Annotated in this window: 17 protein-coding genes; 8 read left to right on the forward strand and 9 right to left on the reverse strand. The window is 47.3% G+C overall.

From position 1 onward, the window contains the following. Positions 1-386: 386 nt before the first annotated feature. The 8 genes from H5336_RS11940 to H5336_RS11975 form a co-directional block, all read right to left on the reverse strand. Positions 387-902, reverse strand: coding sequence for a DUF3833 domain-containing protein (locus tag H5336_RS11940; RefSeq protein ID WP_185234445.1), 516 nt, complete (start codon positions 900-902; stop codon positions 387-389). Position 903: 1 nt separating this feature from the next. Further along, positions 904-1,686 carry a hypothetical protein gene (locus H5336_RS11945; protein ID WP_185234447.1) on the reverse strand — a complete coding sequence of 261 codons (783 nt, stop codon included), beginning with the start codon at positions 1,684-1,686 and terminating at the stop codon, positions 904-906. Next, positions 1,679-2,221: a DUF2878 domain-containing protein gene (locus H5336_RS11950; protein WP_185234449.1), complete on the reverse strand. Its 543-nt coding sequence runs from the start codon at positions 2,219-2,221 to the stop codon at positions 1,679-1,681. Before H5336_RS11950 ends, H5336_RS11945 begins: the two co-directional genes overlap by 8 nt. Continuing rightward, positions 2,214-2,960: an SDR family NAD(P)-dependent oxidoreductase gene (locus H5336_RS11955; protein ID WP_185234450.1), complete on the reverse strand. Its 747-nt coding sequence runs from the start codon at positions 2,958-2,960 to the stop codon at positions 2,214-2,216. Before H5336_RS11955 ends, H5336_RS11950 begins: the two co-directional genes overlap by 8 nt. A gap of 74 nt (positions 2,961-3,034) precedes the next feature. Continuing rightward, positions 3,035-3,790 carry a lipase family alpha/beta hydrolase gene (locus H5336_RS11960; RefSeq protein ID WP_246439086.1) on the reverse strand — a complete coding sequence of 252 codons (756 nt, stop codon included), beginning with the start codon at positions 3,788-3,790 and terminating at the stop codon, positions 3,035-3,037. Between the two features lie 476 nt (positions 3,791-4,266). Further along, positions 4,267-4,896 carry a PDC sensor domain-containing protein gene (locus H5336_RS11965; RefSeq protein WP_185234451.1) on the reverse strand — a complete coding sequence of 210 codons (630 nt, stop codon included), beginning with the start codon at positions 4,894-4,896 and terminating at the stop codon, positions 4,267-4,269. A 130-nt stretch (positions 4,897-5,026) separates the two neighbouring features. Beyond that, a complete protein-coding gene (locus tag H5336_RS11970) occupies positions 5,027-5,578 on the reverse strand; it encodes a pyridoxamine 5'-phosphate oxidase family protein (protein WP_185234452.1) in 552 nt (183 codons plus the stop codon). Between the two features lie 17 nt (positions 5,579-5,595). Next, positions 5,596-6,954: a DUF1015 domain-containing protein gene (locus H5336_RS11975; protein WP_221628045.1), complete on the reverse strand. Its 1,359-nt coding sequence runs from the start codon at positions 6,952-6,954 to the stop codon at positions 5,596-5,598. 27 nt (positions 6,955-6,981) lie between these two features. Between H5336_RS11975 and H5336_RS11980 the strand changes: the two genes are divergently transcribed. From H5336_RS11980 to H5336_RS12010, 8 genes are all read left to right on the forward strand, one after another. Next, positions 6,982-8,199 carry an MFS transporter gene (locus tag H5336_RS11980; protein ID WP_221628046.1) on the forward strand — a complete coding sequence of 406 codons (1,218 nt, stop codon included), beginning with the start codon at positions 6,982-6,984 and terminating at the stop codon, positions 8,197-8,199. 273 nt (positions 8,200-8,472) lie between these two features. Continuing rightward, complete coding sequence (locus H5336_RS11985) at positions 8,473-8,739, forward strand: GIY-YIG nuclease family protein (protein ID WP_185234453.1); 267 nt, start codon at positions 8,473-8,475, stop codon at positions 8,737-8,739. Positions 8,740-8,763: 24 nt separating this feature from the next. Next, positions 8,764-9,342 (forward strand): mechanosensitive ion channel family protein, encoded by a 579-nt coding sequence (locus tag H5336_RS23415; RefSeq protein ID WP_281385552.1) that lies wholly within the window; start codon positions 8,764-8,766, stop codon positions 9,340-9,342. Positions 9,343-9,346: 4 nt separating this feature from the next. Then, positions 9,347-9,622, forward strand: a complete 276-nt coding sequence (locus tag H5336_RS23420; protein WP_281385553.1) for a mechanosensitive ion channel — start codon at positions 9,347-9,349, stop codon at positions 9,620-9,622. 21 nt (positions 9,623-9,643) lie between these two features. Beyond that, positions 9,644-10,651, forward strand: coding sequence for a magnesium transporter CorA family protein (locus H5336_RS11995; protein WP_185234454.1), 1,008 nt, complete (start codon positions 9,644-9,646; stop codon positions 10,649-10,651). A gap of 369 nt (positions 10,652-11,020) precedes the next feature. After that, on the forward strand, positions 11,021-13,666 hold the full coding sequence (locus H5336_RS12000; protein ID WP_185234455.1) for a helicase-related protein: 2,646 nt from the start codon (positions 11,021-11,023) through the stop codon (positions 13,664-13,666). An 836-nt stretch (positions 13,667-14,502) separates the two neighbouring features. Further along, a complete protein-coding gene (locus H5336_RS12005; protein WP_185234456.1) occupies positions 14,503-16,236 on the forward strand; it encodes a cellulase family glycosylhydrolase in 1,734 nt (577 codons plus the stop codon). A gap of 956 nt (positions 16,237-17,192) precedes the next feature. Next, positions 17,193-19,184, forward strand: a complete 1,992-nt coding sequence (locus tag H5336_RS12010) for a hypothetical protein (RefSeq protein WP_185234457.1) — start codon at positions 17,193-17,195, stop codon at positions 19,182-19,184. 172 nt (positions 19,185-19,356) lie between these two features. Here the strand turns inward: H5336_RS12010 and H5336_RS12015 are convergent, their stop codons facing one another. After that, positions 19,357-19,632, reverse strand: coding sequence for a Kazal-type serine protease inhibitor family protein (locus H5336_RS12015; RefSeq protein ID WP_185234459.1), 276 nt, complete (start codon positions 19,630-19,632; stop codon positions 19,357-19,359). Between the last annotated feature and the right edge of the window lie 56 nt (positions 19,633-19,688).

A 19,688-nucleotide genomic window follows, 5' to 3' on the forward strand; every position in this document is an offset into this window, starting at 1 on the left:
TCTGGGGGGCTACGAATATTAGGGCATCGGGTAACTCAAACGGCGTTCTCGTTGGTAGGGGGGGGCTTGAGGGCGCCTCTATTAATTGATTTTAGCCTCTACGTGACCTAGCAGGCCTTAGTTTAAGGCGGTCTGCGCAGCGGAAGACGGACTGCCTATGTGGGGCGTTACTGACGCTTATGGCGGTGGAAGCAGTGGTGGGGCCGGCAATAGGCTTTCGGGTTCCCCTTCCATAGGGTTGCTAAAGATAAAATCGATTTAGGTTGCTATCAGTCAATTGGTTGATAGCCGAAATCCCGTATTTATAATCTTGAACGCGATTGTATTCCCGCTGTTTTTAACCAACTTTTGAACGGATTAGTTTTAAACTCTAGCCTTGTATATGGCTAGAGTTTAACGATAGAAAGGGTTACGTACCCAATATCGAAGCCAAATTTTGTAAGGCTTGACTCGTTTATCAACGTACTCTCGTTTACCAGATACATTTTGTCGTCTACCTGAACATCAATGGTTGAATCTTTATAGGGAATTGTTAAGGTATATTGTAAAAACATCGCGTTTCCTGCGGTGTGAACAGTTGATTCGCCTACCACATCGTTCGCGCTGGCCGTAAACGTCTGTTCGTTTATCGCTTGCAGCGTCCAAATGCGGGTTTGTTGCTCATCATCGTCAAAGATAAAGACTTCGTGCAACGTACCTACCCCATCCTTCCACTCGGCATTGATATCGGCGCTGAAGTATCGAATGACCTCACCCTTTCGATTTTTTACTATACCGCTGGCCTTTAGCTTGCCGTCAAAAAAGGTTTTTACCTCAAGTTTGGGGGTGTTGTTTTTATAATGGTTAACGTCTACAGGGGCGCAGCCAGTAAGAACAGTAAGTAATAGTAAAATACGCAACATTTTAATGTCCTTGGGCTAACGAGTGATGTTCGAATAAGTGGGTATAGTAAATATGCACATCTGTGTATTTACCTCTGTGGTCCGCGATATTACCTCGGCCTTTAAAGGTATACAGTTGTTTGGTTTTTGAGTGGTACTGTAGTTTTAAGTTTTTAACCACTAAGTTGAGCGCGGCATTGGTAGGGTAAATTTCAAAACATTCAAAGTTTTTTTCACAGTCTGTGTTACTGATAGTCAGGCTGATGGTTCGCCCACGGGTGGGTAGCAGGTAGTCAAAATCCAATGCCTCTCGAGCGATAAGTTTATGCCAATATTGGTTAATAAAGTTATCGAAACCGGCATCTACAACCAGTGAGCGCTGTAATGGTATGCGACTGTTGTTTAGCGGTTTATCTTGAGTTTTTTGATAAGCAATGGAAAGCGTATTCTGCTCGATTAAGCTAACCTCAACAGATTCTCCTGAACGTTGATTGGTCTGCTTAAACATCGGCGTTGTGGGGTTGAGGGAGTAGTCTAGCGTTTTACGTGCAAATTCTTCTCCCGTGGGCTCGTAGTAAACAACGAGCTTAGCGTTTGAGTCGGTGAGAAAATGTTTTTCGGTATAGAGCAGAGTGCTGGTGTTTTGTTTATAGGCCTTGCCCACCGCCAGTAGTTTTTCATCCTCTAGGGTGTGCTTTGAATTGTCGCTAATCGACAAGCCAGAATAAAAGCCTAGGGCTATAACGCTGAGCCAGCGAGTGGCCAACTTAATCACAGTTAGATTGATCGCCGGTCGCTTAAACATATGAGCGCCTAGCGTTGGTTATGCGTTGTAAGTAGTTAACCCAGTAAAACCCAAGGTTAAAGGCTAATACCCAGACCAATGTAACCACTATCAGGCCTATGGGTTTTGATTGTGGAAACGTAGACCCGGAAAAACGAGCGCCCAATTCGTAGCTTATGGGTAGCGCCACTAAAATCAATAGCGTGCGCATTACCGGGCGAGTTTGCAGCCAGGTAAAGCTGTGAAAAAAAGTAGTGGAAAAACCAAGCCACAGGCAGACGAGCCAAAAGGGAGCAAAGCGCAGGCCACTATTGCCGATAGTAGCGCTGTTGGCGTAGTGAATAAAATCTAGGCTATTGATGGCGGTTTCCATTACAAAACCTAAGGCCGTAAATAAAAGTGCATGAAGATATTCCGCGGCATGTTTTTGCACGAAGCGTAGGTGCAATAGCATAAAAATAGTAATAGCCGCCAAAGCCAGCGACCAGCTCCCCTGTACACAGGCAAACCAGAGAACCTGAAAACTAATAACATTAAAAATGAGGGTCTTATTCATTGGGGTACCAGGTCATCTTGTGAAACCAAAAATTCGGCGCAATTTTGGAAACGTTTAGTAGCCATTTAAGTCGTTTTGGGAAAATGTATTCGCGTTTCCTTTGGGCTATTGCGCCTAACATTCGCTCTGTCGCGGATTCCACTGACATCAGAAAAGGCATAGCAAAATCATTTTTTTGGGTGAGGGGTGTGTCAATAAAGCCGGGGTATATCACGCTGGTGTCGATGTTTTTGTAGGCAATATCCAGCGCCAAAGATTTTAAAAAATAGGCTGCCGCCGCTTTGGAGGCGCCGTAAGCCGAAGCGCGGCTAAAGGGCGCAAAAACAACTTGCGAGGCCACGCCAATCACGTGGGGGTGTTGAGATTTCTCGAGTAAGGGCATGCTTGCGCGGAGCACGTTAATCCAACCAAAAAAATTGACGTCCATCATCCTGTCGAAATGAGACCACTCCAAGTGTTCTGGCTCTAGGTAGCGACAGTCACCTGCATTAAGAATGATTCGATCTATATGGGGTACTAGTTGCTGGAGTTTTCTCTCCAATTCATGGATGGCCGTGGCATCGCTTACATCGAAGATGAGGGGGTGAATGTTGTCCGAGCCGTTGGCCATTTCGGCCAATTTAGTGGCATTGCGACCCAGCGCGATAACAATGTTGTGTTCGGCTAGCGAAATGGCCAGCGCGCGACCAATGCCCGAGCTGGCGCCGGTAATGAGTATGGTTTCGCCGGTTATATCCACCTGCGTATGCTCCGTCAGTATTGTGTGACTACAGTTACGCGGCAGGTGAGACTTTGGATGATTAATGGCGGGCGTTAAGGCACTTCTTTAGCTTTGGCGGTGCTGTTTTCATCTCTTTTGAAAAACCCGTGCTGTAAAAAGTGGAGCGTGTGCTCAATTACCTTTAGGTTCGACATTAAAAACGGATGAGATACAGGTACTTCGAGGTGATCTTTCATGCCTTCAAGCCGCGTATTCTCAACCGATACTTTACCGTCGTCAGGGTTAGGCAGCAGGTTGGAGAGGAGCAGGTTAATGGAGAAGGTGCCGGCAATAATGCCTACTTCAAAATTGGCAGGCCCTAATTTTAGCGGAAGGCTGTTGGCGTCTGTACCCAGTTGTTGTCCAGCGGGGCCATTAAATGCTTTAAAGCCAGGCACAGATTTTAAATGATCGACCACTTGGCTGCCCTTATTGGGTGGGCCTAGCATTACAACGCGCTTTAGGTTGTCGATTGTGTTTGTGCTCAAATACTGTCGAAGCATAATACCACCCATGGAATGGGTAACAAAAAATACGTGCTTTGCTTTTACAGGTTGATTGCAGTTGTTGATGGCAAGAGGTAGCGCACTCGCGGCTAGATTTTCTACGGTTGCGGACGTTGATGGGTAGCCGGAATTGACAACATTGTACCCCGCTTGGCGTAAATGCTTTTCCATTGTATGCATGGATTTTTCTGATCTTGCCAAGCCATGGAGCAAGATTACACAATTATTGGCGAAGGCAGGGGTGGCTACGCCGAGGGTTATCAGCGTGATAAATAGTAATAGCGCTTTGGCGGTATGGTTCATAGCGAATAATTGCCAGGGAATGAGGCATTCTACACCGTCCGTTATCGACTAAATAGCAGAGGTTAACCTTCTTTTGTGTGAGACAAATGGACAATAATTTGTAAAACCCTGAATGTGGGCTGGCTAAATCGATACGGTTTTTTGAGGAGGAGCGTGAATTGACGGCATTAAGAAAATTAATTCAGGGCACGTCTATTCATTATGGGTGAGGTTGCTAGGCTTTATTGTGAGTGATCTTTTGACGCTTGTGGGGCTCTTAATTACGATGCTTAATGGGTATTGTAAGTAGCTTTCTGTTGATGTTGTGCGTATTTCTGCACCTGTCAGGCCATTTGTTCATGGCGGCTTTGATTTCGTCGTTAGGCTTTCGTATTTGTTTGGCACCTTAGCCACGGGCCTCTAAACTTTGACGAGGAAAAGATTTTTGATCGGTGGAAATTTTGAAAAATAAAGCTTTAGATGTTGAATGGCAGTGTTTAGTTTAAGTCGGGCGTAGGTTTAACGTGTAGCTTTATCAGTTGCTCAAAAGGCATGCGCATAATGTATTCAATCGTAACATCGATGCCGGCAATTAATACGCCCAATAATTCTCCTTCCATATAGACGGGTTCAGCGAGAAAAAACGAATAGGCTTCAGAGCTTTCATCCCAGCGGGCATCACTTATATAGTACTTTTGCTGTTTCACCGGTTGAATAAACTTAGCTTCGTCGCCTTGCCAATAATCGGATGGCAGCGGCCAGGCGGAAACGGTTGCGCCTAGGCCATCGGTTAGTATGAATTCGACAATACGGTATTCGTCGTTAGCGATAACGCGCTTAAATTTTGCCGCAATTTTATTGCCAGTAATATCTTGCTGTAAGCTTTTTGATACCAGCCAACGGGTGTCTTTCTCAAATACTTCGGCGAGGGTGGTTTTACATTCTTTATGGGTGGTGAGGTGATTGATGAGGTTTTCACTATTCGCTAGCTCGCGAACCAGGTTTTCGTGCACCAATACCAGCTGGTCAGTGTAAGCCTTCGATGGCTGGTGGTTTTCGGCTTGACCCAAAGAGCTTAGCAGCAGGCCCGAAACAAGCAGTAGGCATATTGGTTGAATGGTTCTCATTTGCGTAAAACGTAGTGGTTAGCTTGTTGATGAGTATAGCCAAGCCCCCCGGTAAAAAAGCGTTTTTTACCGGGGGGCTTGGTTGTAGTCAAATAATCTTTAAGTTGATGAAGGTGCCCTGAACTAGGTTTTAAGAGTTCTTTTCGAGAATTCGGGTTGCCACGCCGTCGAGGGAGGTTTGGTTCTTGGCTCCCCAGTACTCTTTAATGCCAGTATCGCCTTTTTTCTTGGCCCAGTCGTTAAGCAGCTGGCGATCTCCTCGGTAGTCATAGAAGGGCACCGACATCCCGCAAGATTGCTGCACCAGCTCAATGGTTAGGTCGAAAATCTGCCGTGTTCCGGGCGTAGCGGGGAAGAGGCCAAGCAGCGTGCGCCATTCTGGATCGCTCTGGTGAATAACGCTTGCCTGGCCGTACAGTCGCAGAGTAATGGGTTTACCTTCAAAGGCGGCGAACATAATGGTCATCCGCCCGTCGGCTTGTACATGGGCGGATGTTTCGTTTCCGCTGCCGGTAACATTCAGCCAAACCACGCGATTTGGGCCAAGTATTCTGAGGGAGTCATGACCCTTGGGGGACAAATTTATTTTACTGTCGGCTGTGGCGGTACCAACAAAATAGATTTTTTGTTCGCCGATAAAGGCAACGTGTTTGTCCTGAATTTCCGTGTATTGCTGTCCCATGAGATCTCCTTGCAAACCTAATTGATTTTTCTTCCTTCGAGATAAAAACGTTTATCTTCTGCATCGCCCATGGAGAATGTTTTGCGCGGCAGTGCTCCGTCGAAGATAACGGTTTTAAATAATTCACTTTTATTAATAGCGGGCAGTAAAAAGCCGATATTGCCGGTACGTGTGCCCAACTCACGGGTGGTATCTTCTCCGTGAATATAATCCACCGAAGCCTGTGAGTGCTGGGTCAAGTAGTGATCGATAAACAGCTGTAGAGTGCCAGCGGCTAGTTGGTGTTGGGGTTTGTTGATAATCAACTCGCCTGCTTTACCGTGTAAGGCGAATGGAATGACCTGCGCTCCGGGTTTTATAACAGATTCAGTGCTGCGAATTTCGGCCTGCTGTTCGCGGTAGTGGTCGAGGAAGGCGGTTAAAAGTTTTTCGGCATCTATATCAAACACTACCCGGTGGATGGCCTCGAATTCCAGCGATGTATCGTAGAGGTTAACCAGTTCTACCAGAGCATAGCGGGCGGGGTGCTCGGCTACGGCTTCAAAACCTTGTTCAGCCTTCATTGTTTCCCAAATGGCTTTTGCGGTGGCGAAGGAGTGGTTGCCGTCACCCATGGCGTATAGCAGCGGTTTTTGCTCGGCCGATGCGCCATATTTTTGGGTGAAAGTATCGGTCGAGGCTAACTGACTTAGATTGTCGGCAAAGTCACGGATAATGCTTTCGTCTTGAATAATGTCGCCGCGAATATGGCCGCTGTTCTGCATTAGCTCAAAATCGTAGGCGGGTTCAGCGACCTGTGCAAACAAAGGTTCAACAACACTGGCCTGCGGGTCATCGATTAGCACCATAATGTGGGGGAACTCGAGGGGTGCTTGCTCACGAATTTTTATGCGGGGTGGTAAGCGATTAACAATGGTGCCTTCGGTTGCGCGGATCAAGGTTTCGGTGCCAGCTTCGTAGCTGTAATGCTCAAGGTCCAGCGCGACCATAACGCCCCTGCGCACCTTGCCGTTACGCAAAGTACGCTCACAGCGTAGGAGGCTCGCGGGGTGTTCTTGAAGTACACCTTGCTGCAGATACTCCTGCATGCTGCTGCGTATACCAGTGATAATTTCGTTGTCTTTACCCTGATGGAGCCAGGCTTCGGGGAATATTACGTGGCCGGTGGAGGCCTTGTTGTGTATTTGTTCGTAAACCTCTTGCCAGTACTCGGGTTGGGAGGAGTATTGGTCACAGGCTACAACAGCCCATTGGCTCATATCTGTGCTGGCTTTAGGTAAAAGAATGTCGGGAACTAACAGTCCGATGTCGTCGAATTTCATGGGGATACGTCTATTGAGTTGATAAGCGGGGGCAATTCTAACCTGTGTTACCATCCCCCGTCTTGCGAACGAGATGTCCTTATGAGTGAAGTCAAATCAACGCCCGAGACTATTGAGCTAGAGGGCTCTGGTTTTTGGCAGAAGCCTGAAAACCTGTTGTTGACGATGACTTTTACGCTGTCGTTCATGTTTGCGACCTGGCAGGTACTGCTGAATAACTTTGTTATCGAGCGGGCGGCTTTTACCGGGGTAGAAATCGGTATTTTGCAAAGTCTGCGAGAGGTACCCGGCTTTCTCGCGTTTACCGCCGTATTTGTGTTGTTGATTATTCGTGAGCAGTTCTTTGCGCTGCTTGCGGTGGCGGTTATGGCGCTGGGGGTGGCGTTGACGGGCTTTTTCCCTTTCGCTATTGGCCTGTATTTAACCACGGTCGTGATGTCTATCGGTTTTCACTATTTTGAAACGATCAACAAATCCTTAACACTGCAGTGGCTGCCAAAAGATCGATCGGCGCATTTTATGGGCAGAGCTATGTCGATAAAGGCGGTAGCCAGTCTTGCGGCCTATGCGCTGATTTTTGTAGGTATGGATCAGTTAGGTGTAGATTATAAGTGGATGTATCTACTCGCTGGGGTTTCTGGTTTGGTCGCCATAGCGGTGATCGCCATTCGTTTTCCAAATTTTAACCCCCAGGTAGAGCAGCACAAAAAGCTGATTTTTCGTAAACGCTACTGGTTGTATTACGCGCTGGTATTTTTTAGCGGTGCACGCAGGCAAATCTTTGTGGTGTTTGCCGGCTTTTTAATGGTTGAGAAATTTGGCTATAGCGTTGGCGAAATTAGCGCGTTGTTTATCGTTAACTACGTATTTAACTTTTTGTTTGCGGCAAAAATCGGTAAATTTATTGGGGTGATTGGGGAAAGGCGTGCGCTGATCATAGAGTATGTTGCGTTAATACTGATATTTACCAGTTATGCCTTTGTGAGTAACGCTAACGTGGCTGCTGCGCTCTATGTTATTGACCATTTGTTTTTTGCTTTTGCTATCGCCATTAATACCTATTTCCAAAAAATTGCCGATCGAGCCGAGATAGCCGCGACGGCAAGTGTGAGCTTCACCATTAACCATATTGCCGCCGTGGTCATTCCGGCTGTTTTGGGTATGGTTTGGATCTTTTCCCACAGTGCGGTTTTCTTAGTGGGGGCCTTATTTGCGGTTGCTTCCCTGGTGCTGTCGTTCAATATTCCACGGCACCCCAAGATAGGCACTGAGGTGCTATTTGGCCGGGTTCAATCGTAGTGCTGCTTCGCTTTTTACGTTGTACGTACAGCATCGTAAGTCTATTTAAGCTCCCCAGTATTATGGTAAGGGAATCGGTGAGTTAGGCAATACTATACGCCAGTATTTTGCTGGCGATAATCTACGGAATAACAGAAAATACGGAGGCACGAAGCACCCGTTGGTGCAGGAGGAATGGCGAATAACAAACTTTTTTCGTTTAGCTGTTCATGGCCTAGATGCAGGTAATGAGGTTCGTAGGTGTGTGGCGATTATCGTATTTCAGAGAAGGCAATGAGTGACAGTTGTTGGTTCGTCTATATTGTTCATTGTAAAGACGACAGCCTATATACGGGCGTTACCACCGATGTGGAACGTCGTGTTGCGGAGCATAACAGCAAAGCAAAAAGTGCGCGTTATACGCGTGCAAGACAGCCCGTTAAGCTGGCCTATTTCGAGCCGGCGGCGTCTCGTTCGGCGGCCTGCAAGCGGGAAGCGGCGATAAAAGCGTTGCCTCGGCAAGAAAAACAGGTGCTTTGTCAGCAGGTTGTAAAAATATAACCCAATACACTAGTAGGCAATAATATGACTCTCGATTGGCTCGCTTTAGAGCTTATTAGCATTGACGAGTTTAAGTTCACTCCGGCCAAGCTCATCAGTTTTTTTGGATTTTTATTTTTTACATTTTTACTGTCGAAGTTGGTGCGCAGGGGGTTGCGACGCTTACAGCGGCGAGCAGATGTTAACAGTGCTGCTCAGGTATACGCGCTTGGGCGTGTACTGCATTACATAATTCTTGTGGTTGGCTTTATGTTTGCGGTGTCGGCCATAGGTGTTGATGTATCAAAGTTGGCATTGTTGGCCAGCGCCTTAGGCATTGGCATAGGTCTGGGCCTGCAAAGTATTGTTAACAACTTCGTGTCTGGGTTGGTCATTCTTTTTGAACGCAGTTTGAAAGTGGGTGATTTTATAGAACTGAGCTCTGGGCTTGTGGGTGAGGTGCTTGAGATCAATATGCGTTCTACGCTCATTCGCACCAACGACAATGTCGACATCCTTGTTCCCAATGCTGAGTTAATAGGCAATGCCGTGACAAACTGGACCTTAGAAGAAAGTGTGCGCCGCTTTCGCATTTTCTTTTGGGGTGGCGTACGGCAGCGATAAGTTGATGGTTAAACAGGCGGCGCTTGAAGCCGCAGCTTCAGTGCCCTATACACTCAAAGATCCGAACCGTGAGCCAGTGGTGTGGATGGCGAGTTTTGGCGATAGTAGTTTAAATTTTGTTCTGGGCGTATGGGTGTCGCCTGAACAGGTAAAGCGGCCCACCGCCCTACAGTCGGACTATCTCTGGGCGATTGACGACGCTCTACGAAAATATAATATTAAAATTCCCTTCCCCCAGCGTGACGTGCACATGCGTACGCAGGTTGGCCGCGAGGAATAACAGCGATTATGAGGTGTGCCCATGGAAAGCTATTTAATTGACGGTAGCTGTGTAACTGACGGTAGTTATACACAAAATTTTGAGCAGTGGCAGGCGCAGGAAAACAGTTTTTTGTGGCTGGATATTAATTTCGAGAACGATCTAATAGGTGCTCAAAAAATACTCGAGTCGTTCGGGATTCACCCGCTTGCGAGTGAGGATGCCTTTCGCGATCGGCACCCGCCTAAAATCGAATTTTTTGAAGACTTCTGTTTTATTATTTACCGCGGTATTCGTGCCACAGCCAGTGAATTAAGGTTTGAGCATCTGCAGCTTGCGTTTTTTATTGGTGAACGCTATTTGATTACAGTTCACCGGGGCAGCTCCATTGGTATTGACACCATTCGAAAAAATATATTCCAAAGCTCTAAAACCCGTCCGCGGTTAAAGCACGACGACGGCATTAGTAATGCACTAACGCCAATGGGGCTGGCCTTAAATATTATGCATTCTTCCTCAAGTGTTTACCTTGAGCGTATTCTAACGTTCGATAACGAGCTGAGTGATATTGAAGACGAAATGGCGGCTTCGGGCAGTGACGAGTTACTCAGTAAGCTGACCGCCTACAAAAGTCAGTTGGTGAAGCTGCGACGGGTCTTTAATTACCACCGGGGCATAACCGAAACGCTAGTGGCCAGTGGCGAAGTGGAATCGTTTATTCCAATTGCGAGTTATGTTCACACTATTAATGATTTACACGAACGCTTCGACCGTTTATTTACCTTAAGTCAAATGCATTACGACATATGTGGTGATTTAATGGACGGGTATTTATCCATAAGTTCGCACCGCCTGAACGAGACTATGCGCGTGCTTACCGTTATAACGGCGATTTTTATACCGCTGGGCTTTCTGGCAGGCCTGTATGGGATGAATTTTGAATATATGCCCGAGTTACAGTTTCGTTATAGTTATTTCTTCTTGCTTGGCACCATGCTCACCCTTGCGGCAGGTTTGCTGTTTCTGTTCCGGCGAAAAAAGTGGTTATAGGCATGGCGGTAAATTACTTTTGTTCTCGGGCTTTGTGTGCGGTTCATGTGTAAGGTAAAAACAACAGGCATGCTGACGGGCTAGTGGAAATTTTAATAGGGTGTATGAATCGCACGTAAAACCTTGAAGGGCAGCTCTAGGCTAGCCTTATTGTGGTGTTGATGTGCCTATAGCCACTGCGCAGACTGCCCTGCGCTTCAGCTTGGCAAACCGCGTAGCGGTTAAAAGCAATGAGTGGAGGCGCCCTTAAAGCTAAGTTTAGCCGAGGAGCCCTCTCCAACTATCATTACAGCTATAAATACGTACAATGGCGACCGCTATATACGCTCGGCCGTGATCCGGTTGAGCACCTACAGTTGAGAGTTAAAGATGCAACCAGATTTCGTTCAAGGCCAACGTTGGGTGGTAGATTCCGAGCCAGAGCTTGGCTTGGGTATTGTTACTGGCGTTGAGGGACGCACCGTCACCATTTTTTTTGAGCAAGGCGAGTGTGAACGCAATTACGCCATAGCGCAGGCGCCGCTCACCCGTATCCACTTTTCTGTAGACGATGAAATTTGTTTGGCCGCCGGTGGCAGCGGCGTAGTGGAGCAGGTATACGAACAGAACGGCCTGCTTATATATGATATTGGTGGCGACAAGCTGGTGCCAGAAACCCAGTTGGCCTCAGAAATTAGCCTGAATCAGCCGCTGGTTAGATTGCAAACCGGGCAGCTGGATGCCCCTAAATGGTTTTACTTTCGGCGCAAGCTGGATGAGGCCATTAGCCGTACCTGGCAGTCACGATTGGGCGGCTTACTCGGCGTGCGCGCTAATCTAATTCCCCATCAGTTATACGTTGCTTGGATGGCCTGCGAGCACGAAAAGGTGCGGGTTCTACTCGCCGATGAAGTGGGCCTGGGTAAAACCATTGAAGCGGGCATGGTGCTTAGTCGCCTGTTGAAATTTGAGCGTGTTGAGCGTGCCCTCATCTTGGTGCCTGACGCTCTGCAGGTGCAATGGCTGGTAGAGCTGGTACGTAAATTTGCGTTGGTGCCGTCTATATACAGCGGTGAAGAACACGACTTTATCAACGGCCAGGTGCATATCGTACCCCACAGTATTGCTGAGCATATCGCGCCACAATTACTGGAAGCCGAATTCGATATTACCATTGTCGATGAAGCGCACCACATTCTGCCGGAGAGTGAAGCCTTTGGTTGTCTGCAGCAGTTATCGCTTACCAGCGACCATCTGATACTACTGACGGCCACCCCGGAGCAGCTAGGGGCTGAAAGCCACTTCGCCCGTTTGCAGTTGCTTGACCCAGCCAAGTTCACCAGTATTGAGCACTTGCACCAGCAGGAGGCTGAATATAAACAATTGAACCAACGCATTCGCGCGCTGCCGGAAGGCCGGCAGGCGCTCATTGAAGACTACCGATTACAGGCAGAAGAAACCGACGAAGCGCTGATCGACCAATTGCTGGATGTTCATGGTGTTGGCCGTGTCATGTTTCGGAATGTGCGCACAGCGATTGCTGGCTTTCCGCAACGTAACGCTATATTGCACCCCTTACAGGATGATAGTTGGCCAACCAAATTTGAATGGTTGGCACAATGGATAAAGCAGCAGGGGCAAGAAAAGATACTGGTGATTTGCCACAGCATTGACCAAGTGAAAGACTGCGAAAGCTACCTGTGGCAAAAGCACGGCATAGATGCAGCGCTTTTTCATGAAGAACAAAATTTAATTGAGCGTGACAAAGCCGCAGCCTACTTTGCCGACCTAGAGCAGGGTAGCCAGGTACTGATTTGCTCTGAAATTGGCAGTGAGGGGCGAAACTTTCAGTTCAGTTGTCATTTGGTATGCCTCGATTTACCGGATCACCCGGATCTATTAGAGCAACGCATTGGCCGCCTAGATCGCATTGGTCAAACCCGCGAGGTGAGTATTCACATACCTTATGGGGAGCACTCGCGCACAGCACTGCAACTGCACTGGTATCACCAAGTACTGCACTGTATTGAGCGGCTCAATCCGGCGGCAGGCCAAGTGCACGACGAGACCCAAGAGCAGTTTGAAGGCCAAGATCTATTTAGTGAGGAAGTACTTACTTCGGAGCTGGAAGAGCTGAGCCACGATCGCGTAGAAGCCCTTCAGTTGGAGATTCAGCAGGGCCGCGATGCGTTGCTGGAAATGAACAGTTGTCGTCAGCCGTTCGCCAACAGCCTAGCTTCACGTATTGCTGCTTTTGAACAGGAGACACCACTGGCGCTAATCGAAATGGCCAGCAACCTGTTTAACTTTCATTTTGAAGCGACCTACGACGGCATCTATAGCCTGATTCCCTCTGACAAAATGTTGATTCCAGTTTTGCCAGGTCTTCCGCCGGAAGGCACTGAGCTGACCTTTAGTCGCGAAGTGGCCAACCAGCGGGAAGACTTGTTGTTTATGAGCTGGGACGCCCCTTTCGTTATCGGTCTTTGGGAAATATTGCACCATTCCGACCTCGGTTCTGCTTCGGTGGCAACACTGCCTACCAAGCAATTGCCCGCTGGGCACTGCTTGCTGGAGGTATGTTTCGATCTGGTCATTCAATCGCCCCACGCCGGCGCCTGCTTGCCGTTCTTAACCAGCCATTCTGTACGTGCATTGGTGCTTGATATCAGTGAAAAAAATCTGGCAGCGCTCATGCCGGAAGCCTCTTTGCAGCAGTCTATTGAACCGGTGAAAAAACACCTTGCACGCGATGTGGTTAAATCCCGTAAAACCGAAATTGGTGATTGGTACAAAAAAGCAGAAGTATTTGCCGAGGTTGAAAAAACTACGTTAGTTGAAGCAGCGGCGGAGAAGGCCAAAGACCATTTTGACAGCGAAACCACACGTCTGGAAAATTTGGCTAGGCACAACAGTGGTGTTGACCTAGAGGAGCTGCAACTACTCAAGACGCGGAATGCCAATTTACAGACGGCTTTTCTTGAGCATTCGCAGCTTAAGTTGTCGGCGATTCGTTTGATTGTGATTACCGGTTAAGCTGGAGTTGCAATGTGGCGTGCGATGCCAATGTTTAAAAGCGCGCAGCGGGTCACAGGGGTTAGTCCACTCGGCACACAAAAACCGGCGCAAAAACGGTTAATTGCTACTTTCTTCCAGTTGCTGCGCAACTGGTTAAAGAGTAATTTTACACCCCTGCCCGACAACAGGCAGACACACTTACTGGCACGACTAAAAACATAATAACGATTCGGGAATTTCTGAGACCTTAAGTTCTTTTCCCTAGTGCTGACTGCAGGGTTATAGGGCGCTTCCGTTGTTCTGAGGGAGCGCCCAAGCCCGACCCCTTCTAGGCTTTACACCTCTTTTGTTTCTGCTTTTTGTTTCGCCTCGCCCTTTTTCGGGCCCTGAATATTGATTGGCTAGGTCCTACTTACTTCCTCGGCAAGGTTGATGATTCTCCCCCTACGCGAAGACGGCGTTTTGAGGCAGAGTTTTCTAATGCCGCTACGCATGACGGCCTTCGAGGGCGTAGCTTACGGTTTTTATATATAAATAGTTAACAAAAGCGCCTGTTTTCATGCTTTAAGCTTATTGAATTGTAATCGGTTACATACTAACGTTAAAGCTACTCACTTTCATAGATTATTCGAGCTGATAGAGCACGTTATCTGTGAGGTACGGTTCGGGCTTCAGTGCTCCCCAATAACAATAAAGATTGGGAGTGTTTTCGCTAAGGTATCAGCCCGAACTCTTTTTATTTTTTAAACATGTTTGCGTTTTGACTCCATCCTAAACTGCCCGGTTTGCGGCTGCGAAATACTCGCAGCTCGCCGGTTTGGGCGACCTAACAAGAGATGTAAAAGGAGATAATAGTGATTAAGCACTTTAAGCGCTGTTCAGCGCAGTTACTTAAAATAACCGCGGGTACCCTAGCTGTCGCAACTTTGGCTAGTCAAGCGCTGGCGGGTTTTTCTGTGTCGGGCACTCAGTTGCTAGACGGCAACGGTAACAACTTTATTATGCGAGGGGTAAACCACCCGCATACGTGGTACACCGGCCAGACCGCCGCATTTGCCGATATTGCCGCTACCGGCGCGAATACGGTACGTGTTGTGCTAAGTAACGGCCATCAGTGGACGCGTAACAGCGAGTCTGATGTAGCCAATGTTATTTCTCTGTGTAAGCAAAACCGCCTGATTTGTGTGCTCGAAGTTCACGATGCTACCGGTGGTGGTGAAGAGAGCGCTGCGGGTAGCATTGCCGGAGCTGCCCAGTACTGGGTGGATATAGCCGGGGCGCTGCAAGGTGAGGAAGACTACGTCATCATTAACATCGCAAATGAGCCTATCGGTAACAATCAGCCAGATTCCATGTGGATAGACGACCACCGCGCCGCCATTCAAACGCTGCGTAACGCGGGCCTTACCCACACGCTATTAGTAGACGCATCCAACTGGGGCCAGGACTGGCAACAGGTGATGCTCAATAATGCCTCTCAGGTGGCTAATGCCGACTCGCTGAACAACACCATGTTTAGTGTCCATATGTATGAGGTGTACCAGAGCCTAAGTACGATTGAGAACTACGTGTCGGGGTTTTTGGCTAATCATAACTTACCCTTGATTGTTGGCGAGTTCGGTGCGGATCATCAGGGCAACTTTGTAGATGCCGAGTCGATTTTCAGCGTTGCTGCGCAGTACGGTATTGGTTATTTGGGCTGGAGCTGGTCGGGTAACGGTTCCTGTTGTACATCACTGGATATGGTGAACAGTTTTAATGCTGGCAGCCTCACAACCTGGGGCAATCGCATTCTTAACGGCAGCAACGGCATTAGCGAAACGTCGCGGTTGGCGACCGTATACGGTGGCAGTTCTAGCTCGTCTAGCAGCTCAAGCTCCTCCAGTAGTTCAAGTACATCCTCAAGTTCCAGCTCCTCCAGTAGCTCGTCGTCTAGCTCTTCGTCTGCAGGGCAGTGTGTGGATATGTGTAAATGGTATCAGGACGACCCGCGTCCGCTATGTCAGAACCAGGATAGTGGTTGGGGGTGGGAAAACAACCTGAGCTGCATTGGTATCACTACCTGTAATAGCCAGAATGGCGGTGACGGCGGCGTGATCCAAGTGTGTGATGGCAGTAGTTCTTCGGTTAGCTCTTCAAGTTCCTCTAGTAGTTCGAGTTCATCATCCAGTTCTTCTAGCTCGTCCAGTTCGACTTCATCGTCCAGCTCCAGCAGCTCTTCTTCGAGTTCTAGCAGCTCTTCTTCGAGTTCTAGCAGCTCCTCGTCTAGCTCCAGCAGCTCCGATAACGGTGGTGCGGCTTGTGAATACAGTGTGACGAATAACTGGGGCGGTGGCTTTACTGCGCAAATTTCCATAACCAATAACGGTAGTAGCGCTATCAGCGGCTGGGATGTTAGCTGGCAATATACGGGTAGTGCACGCGTTAGCAACTTATGGAATGCCGTGCTTTCAGGCGGCAACCCATACACAGCCACGGATATGGGTTGGAATGGCAACCTTCAGGCCAACCAAACCGTAAGCTTTGGTTTCCAGGGTTCTGGTGACGGTTCCGAGTTACCTAGCGTTAACGGCGATGTTTGCCAATAGGATCCGATGAGTCTAGGGTGTCCCCTTCCCTAGATTGACGCCGGACAAAACCGCCTTCGGGCGGTTTTTTTATTGCGGTTCTTTAAATGTCATGTAATGGTATTAGGGTGACGCCTGAATTCTAGGTGAACTTAATTTTGAGTAAACGGTGTATCAAAAATCGCGTTTTCAAAACAGGGATTTTATGTCAATACATTTCGCCGAAAATAAAAAAAGCTAAGTGAGTGTTTACAATTGTTGACAAAACTCAGGGGAAATCTGGCGCAACCGCAATGTATAAAACCACCACGCGCTAAAAATTATAGTTCTCGAATCAATTAGTATTTAAGCTGTAGCCGGCATTGGTACGTCGGTATAGCTGCATACGGATAAGGGGTTAGAAATTGAAGTGTTTGTGTTGACACATGAACAGCGCTCTCAAGGCTATGGCGATAGATAGATAGATTGTTTGATTGGGTATATGAATAGGCGGAAAAAAAATAATCCGGTAGGTCTTGTGTCCAGCGATATCCGTGGCGATGGCAATCTATTTGCGATTAAAAAAATAGGCGCCACGAAGCCATGTTATTTTCACTTGATGTAATGTAAGACAAAAGTTCGTGGGTTTTTCGGTCATTGTATGGTCTTTGTATACGCTAATTTTCGTCAATAACCTGTTTTGTAATTGGCGTGTGACCTAAAAAATTTGGCGCTATTCCGTTGTGCGAGCATTCTTCCGCCATATTCCCTAGAAAAAGTATTGAAATTATTTACACCCAATATAGTAAAACCAAATAATTCGACCTCTAAATCGACTAAATGACAGTACACGCTTCAATTTGACGTATTCTAGTGTCGGCGACACTTATGTCGCAAAATCATGCTATTGGATTAACGCTAGTAAATCTCTAGGCTCTTGTGCTGCCCTCCATACGCCCGTGGAGTGCTCGCCCACATCAAATCCAATGGAGCTAACAATGCACGATTACAATTTATGGAAAAAATGGCGTTTTTCAGGTGTAGTATTTATTGCTAGTAGTTGCATCGCTTTTAATGCCGTCGCTCAACAGCGTGTGGTTGATCTGAAAGAAATTATTGTTGACCAGAACAAATTCGAAACCGTAAAGTTTGAAGCCACGCCAACGGTTCGGCCGGAGATCACCACCCAAACGCTACCGGCGGTTAAAAATTTGCGTTTATTTGAATTAAAAGAACAGCTAAATAAAACAATAAATGCAGTAACGCTTATAGAGTTCGATCGAAAAAGTAAGCATGAAATACTAGAGAAAGGTGAGTTTGTTTCCGCAATCGATAGGCAAAAGGTGGTCTTCAACGACCGAGGCGAGCTACCGGACATCGAACCCGGAGATGGCGTATTCTCGGCTTTTTCCTCCGTCGACTTTGAGCGTTTGGAAAAAGATGAAAGTATTTTAAATAAACGCCTAAGCAAGCAGGAAAAGCTTGTATTGAAAACGTTTAACGGCCGTGTTGCTACCTCTAGTGTAGCGACAAGCCTTGATAGCCTATTGGAAGCACAGGGTAAACGGCTATCGGAAGGTAGTATGATGAATGCCAAAGAACTCGATTTTGGCAAAGGTTTAGTGGGTATCGCTCGCCCGGCATTATCGATTGTGTTACCTGCTATTCCTTTTACAGCTGACGAAAATAAAGTGCTGGGTATTAATAGCACAAGTGTTGTTGCCCACCCTGGTTTTACTTATGACCCTTGCGATACCGATGGAACAGGTAATAACGCCAACCCGAATAATGCATGGTCGTTTAAAACGTTGATGTCGAATTTAAATCAGGGTACGGGTCTGACGGACCAGGAGTTTATTCATGAGTGGTTAAGTAATTGGATGGTGAACTCGAGTGTGAATTCCTTTGTGATTCCTGCGCGCCCCGGCATTATGGACTATTTTATTGGTTGGGACGGCATTAATGCAGCAACGCTGGATATCAATAATTTACCCTTCCGCCTGTTATCGATTATGAATCGATTGGATTTATCCAAGGTAAGCTACTTAAGTGCGACCGAAGGTGAAACACGCTTCGTATTTGGCTTGTTAAACCCACTATCCTGTGCGCCAGCTGCAAGTATTGATCAAATGACGGCTATATTTGAGTACGGCGATACCGCCGACACCTGCTCCACGATAAAAACCCGGGCACAGGACTGGCTAGCACTAGATACTATGGTGCTTGGTTCGCCAGCCTACATGAACGCACTTAAAGCTATTACGGATGACGTTACCTTGTCGCCGATTGCGGCAGCCGCTCTAAATCAATTACGCACCAACGATTTTGCTTTCGACGGCCTTGGGTCTTTGGGGCTCCCTTGGCAACTGCGAGAATTTGTCGTGAGTGCTGGAACTGGATTGCTGGTGCCAGATACCACCAAGCAAACGCCAGACATTAGCTTTAGAACAGGAAACCCGGTAACCGCGTTATTTATGGAAACCAATGCCGACGATATTTTGTGTGAAAACTATCAAGTACCTAATAATTTTAACGGGTCGCCATTTTTAGCGGCAGGTTTAGATTATATAAGTGCATCTTTTTGGAATGCTCCTACAAATCAAGCCAACCTGCCGGCGGCTTACCCTTCATGCTATCAAAGCACGATTTCAGGCGTACATGGCTCTGTAAACTTGCCTACCGAACTTCAGAGTGAGGTTCGCCATAAGTTTTCGGTGAACACGTGTGACGACTGTCATGCGCAGGAAACCAACACCTTTTTCACTCACGTTAACCCTGTAACACGGAATTTCTCTGGCTTTATGACAGGCAATACCGTTGGCGATCCTATGCTTGGGAATGTATTGGCAGGTGGTATTGAACGAGACTTTGACGACCTGCAAAGACGAGGTCAAATTGTTCAGGAGCTTGCTACACGGCAGTGTAAAGGCGGGTTAATATTGAACGCTTCTATCCTACAACATGCTTTACCCAGTATGTTTACACACTAACTTTATACTCTGCAATAAAAAGCGGCGCACTTGTTGCGCCGTTTTTTTATGCCACATCTACATAGAGGTTTTTGTCTAAGTTGGATAGTATATTTTCGATTAATGCAGAGCGGCACGATCGTATTCGCTAGGCCATCGCGCTTACAATATCGAAATAGTGTTTTTTATCAAATTACAAATTCTCACAGGCCCCGTGGATATATCCAACAACCTCATTATCCCCACACGCCGAACAGTCACTTGCTTTTGTCTCGGTTTGGCCGTCGGTTAGCGTTGCGCAAACCGGGTCATAGATCATGGTGCAAATTTGTGGGCGTGGTTCTGGGCAATTTGTAAAGTTATTATTCCCCTGCGCAGAAATGGTCTCATCAGGTTTGATTTGCTGGGTTTGGCAGGATGTTAAAAAAACAGTTGCCGTTAGCATTTGAATTAGGAGTGGAGATTTCATGATTGGGCTCCATTGTGTCTGAGGTGGCTGGAGTATAGTCCGAATATGACTATACT

The organism is Teredinibacter franksiae (genome assembly GCF_014218805.1).
Taxonomy (GTDB): Bacteria; Pseudomonadota; Gammaproteobacteria; order Pseudomonadales; family Cellvibrionaceae; genus Teredinibacter; species Teredinibacter franksiae.

Bases quoted from the DNA above. Each gene is read 5' to 3' on its own strand.
- H5336_RS11940 (WP_185234445.1), bottom strand. From the start codon at position 902: ATGTTGCGTATTTTACTATTACTTACTGTTCTTACTGGCTGCGCCCCT.
- H5336_RS11945 (WP_185234447.1), bottom strand. From the start codon at position 1,686: ATGTTTAAGCGACCGGCGATCAATCTAACTGTGATTAAGTTGGCCACT.
- H5336_RS11950 (WP_185234449.1), bottom strand. From the start codon at position 2,221: ATGAATAAGACCCTCATTTTTAATGTTATTAGTTTTCAGGTTCTCTGG.
- H5336_RS11960 (WP_246439086.1), bottom strand. From the start codon at position 3,790: ATGAACCATACCGCCAAAGCGCTATTACTATTTATCACGCTGATAACC.
- H5336_RS11965 (WP_185234451.1), bottom strand. From the start codon at position 4,896: ATGAGAACCATTCAACCAATATGCCTACTGCTTGTTTCGGGCCTGCTG.
- H5336_RS11970 (WP_185234452.1), bottom strand. From the start codon at position 5,578: ATGGGACAGCAATACACGGAAATTCAGGACAAACACGTTGCCTTTATC.
- H5336_RS11975 (WP_221628045.1), bottom strand. From the start codon at position 6,954: ATGGTAACACAGGTTAGAATTGCCCCCGCTTATCAACTCAATAGACGT.
- H5336_RS11980 (WP_221628046.1), top strand. From the start codon at position 6,982: ATGAGTGAAGTCAAATCAACGCCCGAGACTATTGAGCTAGAGGGCTCT.
- H5336_RS11985 (WP_185234453.1), top strand. From the start codon at position 8,473: ATGAGTGACAGTTGTTGGTTCGTCTATATTGTTCATTGTAAAGACGAC.
- H5336_RS23415 (WP_281385552.1), top strand. From the start codon at position 8,764: ATGACTCTCGATTGGCTCGCTTTAGAGCTTATTAGCATTGACGAGTTT.
- H5336_RS23420 (WP_281385553.1), top strand. From the start codon at position 9,347: ATGGTTAAACAGGCGGCGCTTGAAGCCGCAGCTTCAGTGCCCTATACA.
- H5336_RS11995 (WP_185234454.1), top strand. From the start codon at position 9,644: ATGGAAAGCTATTTAATTGACGGTAGCTGTGTAACTGACGGTAGTTAT.
- H5336_RS12000 (WP_185234455.1), top strand. From the start codon at position 11,021: ATGCAACCAGATTTCGTTCAAGGCCAACGTTGGGTGGTAGATTCCGAG.
- H5336_RS12010 (WP_185234457.1), top strand. From the start codon at position 17,193: ATGCACGATTACAATTTATGGAAAAAATGGCGTTTTTCAGGTGTAGTA.
- H5336_RS12015 (WP_185234459.1), bottom strand. From the start codon at position 19,632: ATGAAATCTCCACTCCTAATTCAAATGCTAACGGCAACTGTTTTTTTA.